Source organism: Methylobacterium cerastii (assembly GCF_022179125.1).
Lineage (GTDB): Bacteria > Pseudomonadota > Alphaproteobacteria > Rhizobiales > Beijerinckiaceae > Methylobacterium > Methylobacterium cerastii.
The window spans coordinates 1-6,424 of record NZ_BPQG01000040.1; the positions used below are offsets into that span (position 1 = coordinate 1).

The following is a 6,424-nucleotide window of genomic DNA, read 5'->3' on the forward strand; positions in this document are numbered from 1 at the left end:
GCCGTCCAGACACCGCTTACCATCGATCCCCTGCTGCATTATCTGCAGTCTGGTGCGCTCGAAGGACGGGCAACCTCAAAAGCTATGCGTCCGGAAAACGCCGTTTACCCGACGGTTGACGTGAGCCGCCGATCCAAAGCCTGGACCGGTTTTATCTCTGTCGGGAAACCGTGGCCAGCATTCTATTGTCGGCAAATCCCCAGCAGCATCGACATTGATCAGACAACCTTTTGCCCGAGGATCTTGAGAGCGTCGGCTCTGAACTGACCCTTGGGATCGACGTGTCGATAGAGGGTTTGGCGAGTGATGCCGAGTTCCGCGCAGAGGTCAGAGACCTTGGTCTCCGGTTGACCCATCGCAGCTTGTGCGAGGCGGAGTTTGGCAGCCGTCATCTTCGGCTTGCGACCTCCGTTCCTGCCTCTGGCACGCGCTGAGGCAAGGCCGGCCTTGGTCCGCTCAATGATCAACTCGCGTTCGAATTCCGCCAACGCCGCAAAGATCCCGAACACTAGCCGGCCGTTGGCGGTGGTGGTGTCGATGTTGGCCCCTTGGCCGGTGAGGACCTTGAGCCCAACCCCACGCTTGGTGAGATCATGGACGGTATTGACGAGGTGGCGCAGGTCGCGGCCGAGGCGATCAAGCTTCCAGATCGCGAGGGTATCCCCCTCACGCAGGGCCTTGAGGCAAGCGTCGAGCCCAGGGCGGCTGTCGCGTTTGCCTGATGCGAAGTCTTCGTAGAACCGGTCGGGTTCGACACCGGCGGTGAGTAGGGCATCACGCTGGAGGTCGGTGGTCTGCGAGCCGTCGGCCTTGGAAACGCGCATGTAGCCGAGCAGCATAAGGTCGAGATCCTGGAGTAGGTGCGTATTAGAGTTCGGCGATCGAAGGCGAGGCAGGCGCTGAGTGTTGAATGTGTACAGTCACCGACCGTTCGCCGGTTCACGTCTGTCACGCAAACGAGCGATTGCGAGACAGATGGAACGATGGACCCCGAACGGCTGAGCTGTTGTATCATAAATCGTCATAAATTCTACGCTCTGCCATTGTCGGCGAACCATCATTAAGTGACATGAGATACGGTAGCGATGCGCTTTTGGTCACTCACTGACATTCCATCCCAAAACTGGATTGCGAGCAGAGCTGAAGTTTGAGCATATGCGCAGATCCACGACCATAGTTCGCTGGTTTGAGCCATACCGTCTTGATGTCATATGCAGATTTGGGTATGAAATGACATTCAGGTACGAGTTGATAGGTCCTCATGCCATCTCAGGCAGTCAAAATTATCGATGGGGGTAAGCTGATCATTCCTGCTGCGTTTCGGCGCAAGCTCGGGATCGAAGTCGGCGATACCGTCATCATCGAACTAGATGAGGACGGACTTTATGTCCGATCGCTGACCTCGGCCGTCCGCCTGGCTCAATCGATCGTCGGCACATTCCGACCCGACGAAGCATTAGATGAAAATACGTTGAGCCAGGATGGTGCAAACGATCCGCACCAGGAAGCCGAGCATGATTGAGGCGTTCGTCCTCGATGCCTCAGCCCTTCTCTGCCTGCTCAAGGGCGAAGCCGGGACGCAACGTGTGATCACGGTCCTGCCACGCGCCTGGATCAGCGCCGTCGCTCTGTCCGAAGTTTATGCCGACCTCGCTGAAGCCGGCGGCTCCCAACACCGCATCGCCCAGGCCGTCGGGGGGCTTCACCTACGGGTCGATCCCTTCGACGATGCTCAAGCTCAAGCCGCCGGCATGCTGAGACCGCTTCTCAAGGCGTTCGATCTCTCCCTCAGCGATCATGCCTGCCTTGCCCTCGCACAGCAGCGAAATGCTGTCGCGCTCACCACTCAGAAAGCCTGGGCTGACCTCCCCAAAAGCCTTAGGATCACCATCGAAATCCTCCCATGAGACGTCACTGGAGGATCTCCTGAACAATGCCGATCCGGCGCGAGCATCGCTTCTTTTATCCCATCGACTGGCCGCAACTCTCAGCGGCGATCCGCTTCGGGCGGGCGGGTGGCGCCTGCGAGGGCTGCGGTCGGCCCCATGGGCTGACCGTGTACCATCTCGGTGATGGGCGCTGGTGGGATGCCAGCATCGGAGCCTGGCGCGATGGACAGGGCCGTACGCTGCGCAGCCTGCCGACGATCGAAGATCTCGGTCGCATCCGTACGACCCGCGTTGTGCTGGCTGCCGCACACCGCGATCACGACACCACCAACAATCTCGACCGCAACCTCGCAGCCTTCTGCCAACGCTGTCACATCAACCACGATCGCCCCGAGCATCGGCGTCGACGCTGGCGCACCCTGTTTCACTGTCGGGCGATGGGGGACCTGTTTCGGGGGCTCTACCCGACCGCAAACAAATCGAGCTGAAGCGCCGATCTCTGCCCCCTGCCCCGCCGGCCGCCTCGTGGAAGTGGCTTGATCACTGGCAGGGCTCCGGTCCCCTTGGCATGCAGCACGGCCCCGACAATCTGGCAGCCGTCGCCCGGGTGATACACGTAAGCACGGCAGCCATCGGCCTGGAGGATCTCCTGAACAATCGCCTCGTCATCGGGACGTGCGCATAAGGCATTCATCAAACACGCCAGCCCAAGAGAAGCGATGTTCGAGAAGTAGAACTCGCGCTGGTAGCTGGCCCAAACCTGTCTCTGTGCACCGACACTGGTTCGCGCGAACGGATTGTTGGGCGCAAACACCGTGCCCTCGTCCAAGACGAAAGCGGCGATCGCATCGCGATCAGCGATATGCAGCGCAGTCCGGATCGATGCAGCGAGCTGGCGCTGGGGGATAGGCACGCGTTCACATCCTCACATCGTCACAGATTGAGATCGGCCCGAGCCACGGCAGAGACACGATCGATCCTGGTTCGGCGTGTTTCTCGAAAAAGAAGGCCCTCAACATCCAAAAAGAGATCTGACCACGCCTGTTTGGCTATGTCATTGTGAAACAAATCGTTTTACGAATTGACGCCATGCCACAGCTTGCAGGCGTGCTCACCTCCGGGTTCGAACTTCGGATCCTGCGCCGTCCTTGCGATGGTGATGGGCGTATCGAGACGCGGCACATCCACATCGAGGCGAGCTCGGGGGATCAGGCGATCGCTCAAGGGAGGTTTCTCGCTGAGGCGATCTTCGAGGGCTGGACTGGTGTGGCGATGCTGACCAACGAAGCTGGTGCCCTGGTCTGGTCGACGCGCAAGGACATGCCGCCCCCTCCAGCACTCGGCGTGATTTGATTGTTGGCCGCCTGCTTTGCGTGGGTGTGACGAAGGCCGGAGAGATGCTGGCTGGGCACCAGTACCCGCTCGATGCGGAGCGTCCAGAGCCGCCATGGTGTTGCCAGTGGCAGAAAGTCGGCCTCATCAAGCACGTGCTCGGCCTGGTCGCCATGCGTGACCACCATGCGCAACGGCACTTTGCCAGGCGGCCCCATTAGCACGACCGTCAGGGTGTTGAAGCCGTCATGCAGCCACGACGTGACGTCGTGGTGGAAGCCGTCCTCGGTTGGATCAAGCCCCTCTAGCGCGGGCTGTGTCACCGCGTAGGTGTTAAGACTGACCATAGCGCGGCTCCCCGCGCCCCACAGTGTAAGGCGCAGCCGCTCCCCGGCTCGAATGTGCATGCTGTGTCCCGCTACAAGGGGCAAACTGACCGCTTCGTGGGTTTTCCACAACGGGAACAAGAGGCGAACGGCAACGCTTCATTAACCCTGTGGCCTAGGCGCTCCAGGCCCATTCCCCTCACGGTCCATCGGCCGCGTCCGGTGCCAACTTGCGCCGCTGCTGACCCAAACCCAGGCTCTTGGCGAGTTCGGAGCGCTTTGCCGAGTAGCTCGTGGTCACCATCGGGTAGTCGGCAGGCAGGCCCCACTTGGCGCGGTAGGCCTCCGGTGTCAGGCCGCGTAGGGTAAGATGACGCCGCATCGTCTTGTCGTCCTCGAAGCTGATGATCGCATCTGGGGTGATCGACTTGCGGATCTGAGCGGGCGTCAGCTTCTCAGGTTCGGACGCGGCCGTCGGCTCCTCACCGCCGAGTTGGCTCAAGGAAGCATGGACGCTGGCAATCAAGTTCGGAAGCTCGCCAGCTTGAACGTGATTGTTCAAGACATAGGCTAAGACGATATCGGCTGCCATCGCCAAAACGTTGCTATTTGTGTCTGCCACTGCTTCGTCAAATATGAAATATACTGCCCTATAATCAACTGATATGGCCTTTCTTAATTATTTTTTGGCGGAACAACAAGTCTAATATGGGCCAATAAGGCGTTTATACGGACCCTACTGCAAAACAGGGATTTGTTAAGGATCACGCATTAGTGGATATTAACACTTACGGGGACGGACGATGCGGGTTCTGCTGATCGAGGACGATGCGGCGGTGGCGCAGAGCATCGAGCTGATGCTGAAGACGGCCGGGTTCAATCCCTTCGTCACCGATCTCGGTGAGGAGGGGATCGATCTAGGCAAGCTCTACGACTACGACATCATCCTGCTCGACCTGACGCTCCCCGACATGTCCGGCTACGAGGTGCTGCGCAGCCTTCGCGTGGCCAAGGTGAAGACCCCGATCCTGATCCTCTCAGGGATGGCCAGCATCGAAGACAAGGTGAAGGGCCTCGGCTTTGGCGCCGACGACTACCTCACCAAGCCGTTCCACCGGGATGAGCTCGTCGCCCGTATCCAGGCGATCGTCCGCCGCTCGCAAGGGCATGCCGAGGCGACCGTGACGATCGACGACATGGTCGTCAACCTCGATCAGAAGCTTGTCGCGATCGGTGGGAACCGGGTTCCGCTCACTGGCAAGGAGTACCAGATGCTGGAACTCCTTGCCCTGCGAAAGGGCACGACACTGACCAAGGAGATGTTCCTCAACCATCTCTACGGCGGCATGGACGAGCCCGAGCTGAAAATCATCGACGTGTTTGTCTGCAAGCTGCGCAAGAAGCTTGCTACCGCATCAGGCGGCAAGAACTACATCGAGACAGTCTGGGGTCGTGGCTACGTGCTGCGCGAAGGCGTCAGTCAAATGCAAGCTATCGCAAGCTGACGCGGCAAGATGCCCAGGTAGGCTCGAGCTTCCGGGCTTCGTGGTTGAATTCGTCATCCCCCCGCAGCCTGCCAGGGATTGATGATCGTCAGACCGCACGCTTCAAAACCGCCGACATCACGGGTGGCGATGCTGTAGCCCGCAGCCGCGGTCGTCGCCGCTATCAAGGCGTTAAAGCCTTGTGCGCAGCAAGTACACGCCAGGACGGCGTGTACTTGCTGCCTATTTTAATCACAGTTCAGAACGCTCCCCCTCGTCATCGTCATCGTCAAAATCTTCCTCGCTTCCGTCCTCGAAGTCGTACTCATTATCATCCAGCGAGAAAATCCCGTCGTTGATCGATCCTATACGCATGGTCATCGTAGACCAATACTTCGTTTCTGTCACGCCTTCGAAGGATGGGTATCGCTCAGCGATAGCAGCTATGATAGGTTCCGGACAGCGCCAAGCCGTATCGAAAAGGCATTCATATGACTCATCATCGCAATAGATCTCTCTAAAGCCATGCGCATTCCATTTCGTACCCCAGAATTGAGACCGCCACGCATACCAACTCATACCATCTACAAGCGGCTGCTCGGAGGATGCACCCTGCTTACCACTAGCAAAGTACTCAAGGAATACATTCGGTGTTGAGATAAGCGCTTCAAAGTCAAGACCGGTGGTCAGATACTCTCCGTCCATGTATTCTCTGACACACTGAGATCGAAAGGCAGAAATATCTTCGCAAGAACCACAAAGATGTAGATTTGTAGTCGCCCAATCAGTCATTTTTTAAGTTGAATTCCTATAAAATTAAATTGGCTATGAAATAATTATTGTCGAACGTTAATGAGATAATCCTCAAAGTCCTGCACAAGGATTTCTCCACTTGCTTGAACAGTGATTGCTAATGCGTAATAAATCGTTTCTCTATCAAGGTTCATCGGCCAATATCCTGTAAATCCGATATGTATAACGCGGAAGTAAGTACTTGGTTGTATGAATGTTACGATCTGGCGCCAGAACCAGTGTGGATCATAGGGTTGACCGTCATCATCCATATCTTCTTCATAGTAGTCTAGATTATTAAATCCGTCTTTATATGATGTATCTTCTTCATTTGCCATAGGCCATAAGCTACCTGCTCCGATATAAAGGAGAAATGCGCCGTTGGTTTCAGTGTAAACGACGTCATAGCTATCAAGAAATGTGCGGAATGCTTCATCGTCTCGAACCAAGATAGCTGTCGTCGTTGCACTTTCCCATCCGGCTGCCGCGTAGCGGCTTGCTAATGGGCCGAGCTGCTCCGCATTATGGAATTCCCATGCAATTTGAGTAGCTTCTTCTGGACTGAAATGGGATCCGTATTTAGCCCGTCTTATTCATCGGA

General features: G+C 57.0%; 11 protein-coding genes. 4 read left to right on the forward strand and 7 right to left on the reverse strand.

Features of this window, described 5'->3' with window-relative positions; translation table 11 throughout:
- Positions 1 to 218: 218 nt before the first annotated feature.
- Positions 219 to 839, reverse strand: coding sequence for a recombinase family protein (locus MFF13_RS13670; RefSeq protein ID WP_238272341.1), 621 nt, complete (start codon positions 837 to 839; stop codon positions 219 to 221).
- Between the two features lie 422 nt (positions 840 to 1,261).
- On the opposite strand from MFF13_RS13670, the gene MFF13_RS13675 reads away from it, so the two are divergent.
- From MFF13_RS13675 to MFF13_RS13685, 3 genes are read left to right on the forward strand one after another with little or no spacing between them, the layout of a single operon-like run.
- Complete coding sequence (locus tag MFF13_RS13675) at positions 1,262 to 1,522, forward strand: AbrB/MazE/SpoVT family DNA-binding domain-containing protein (protein WP_238272342.1); 261 nt, start codon at positions 1,262 to 1,264, stop codon at positions 1,520 to 1,522.
- A complete protein-coding gene (locus MFF13_RS13680; RefSeq protein ID WP_238272343.1) occupies positions 1,515 to 1,907 on the forward strand; it encodes a type II toxin-antitoxin system VapC family toxin in 393 nt (130 codons plus the stop codon). Before MFF13_RS13675 ends, MFF13_RS13680 begins: the two co-directional genes overlap by 8 nt.
- Before the next feature lie 26 nt (positions 1,908 to 1,933).
- On the forward strand, positions 1,934 to 2,377 hold the full coding sequence (locus MFF13_RS13685) for a hypothetical protein (RefSeq protein WP_238272344.1): 444 nt from the start codon (positions 1,934 to 1,936) through the stop codon (positions 2,375 to 2,377).
- Here the strand turns inward: MFF13_RS13685 and MFF13_RS13690 are convergent.
- From MFF13_RS13690 to MFF13_RS13705, 4 genes are all read right to left on the reverse strand, one after another.
- Positions 2,350 to 2,802, reverse strand: coding sequence for a hypothetical protein (locus MFF13_RS13690; RefSeq protein WP_238272345.1), 453 nt, complete (start codon positions 2,800 to 2,802; stop codon positions 2,350 to 2,352). The two genes, MFF13_RS13685 and MFF13_RS13690, sit on opposite strands and share 28 nt — an antisense overlap.
- A gap of 161 nt (positions 2,803 to 2,963) precedes the next feature.
- Complete coding sequence (locus MFF13_RS13695) at positions 2,964 to 3,113, reverse strand: hypothetical protein (RefSeq protein ID WP_238272346.1); 150 nt, start codon at positions 3,111 to 3,113, stop codon at positions 2,964 to 2,966.
- Positions 3,110 to 3,568, reverse strand: a complete 459-nt coding sequence (locus MFF13_RS13700) for a hypothetical protein (protein WP_238272347.1) — start codon at positions 3,566 to 3,568, stop codon at positions 3,110 to 3,112. The genes MFF13_RS13695 and MFF13_RS13700 overlap by 4 nt, the downstream gene beginning before the upstream one ends.
- A 178-nt stretch (positions 3,569 to 3,746) precedes the next feature.
- Positions 3,747 to 4,139 (reverse strand): Ros/MucR family transcriptional regulator, encoded by a 393-nt coding sequence (locus MFF13_RS13705; protein ID WP_238272348.1) that lies wholly within the window; start codon positions 4,137 to 4,139, stop codon positions 3,747 to 3,749.
- A gap of 211 nt (positions 4,140 to 4,350) precedes the next feature.
- Here MFF13_RS13705 and ctrA point away from each other — a divergent pair, with 211 nt between their 5' ends.
- The gene (gene ctrA, locus MFF13_RS13710; protein ID WP_238272349.1) at positions 4,351 to 5,052 is read left to right on the forward strand and encodes a response regulator transcription factor CtrA; all 702 of its coding nucleotides are present in this window, start codon (positions 4,351 to 4,353) and stop codon (positions 5,050 to 5,052) included.
- A 231-nt stretch (positions 5,053 to 5,283) separates the two neighbouring features.
- Here the strand turns inward: ctrA and MFF13_RS13715 are convergent, their stop codons facing one another.
- Positions 5,284 to 5,736, reverse strand: coding sequence for a DUF1281 family ferredoxin-like fold protein (locus MFF13_RS13715; protein ID WP_238272350.1), 453 nt, complete (start codon positions 5,734 to 5,736; stop codon positions 5,284 to 5,286).
- A gap of 131 nt (positions 5,737 to 5,867) precedes the next feature.
- Positions 5,868 to 6,272, reverse strand: a complete 405-nt coding sequence (locus tag MFF13_RS13720) for a hypothetical protein (RefSeq protein ID WP_238272351.1) — start codon at positions 6,270 to 6,272, stop codon at positions 5,868 to 5,870.
- Between the last annotated feature and the right edge of the window lie 152 nt (positions 6,273 to 6,424).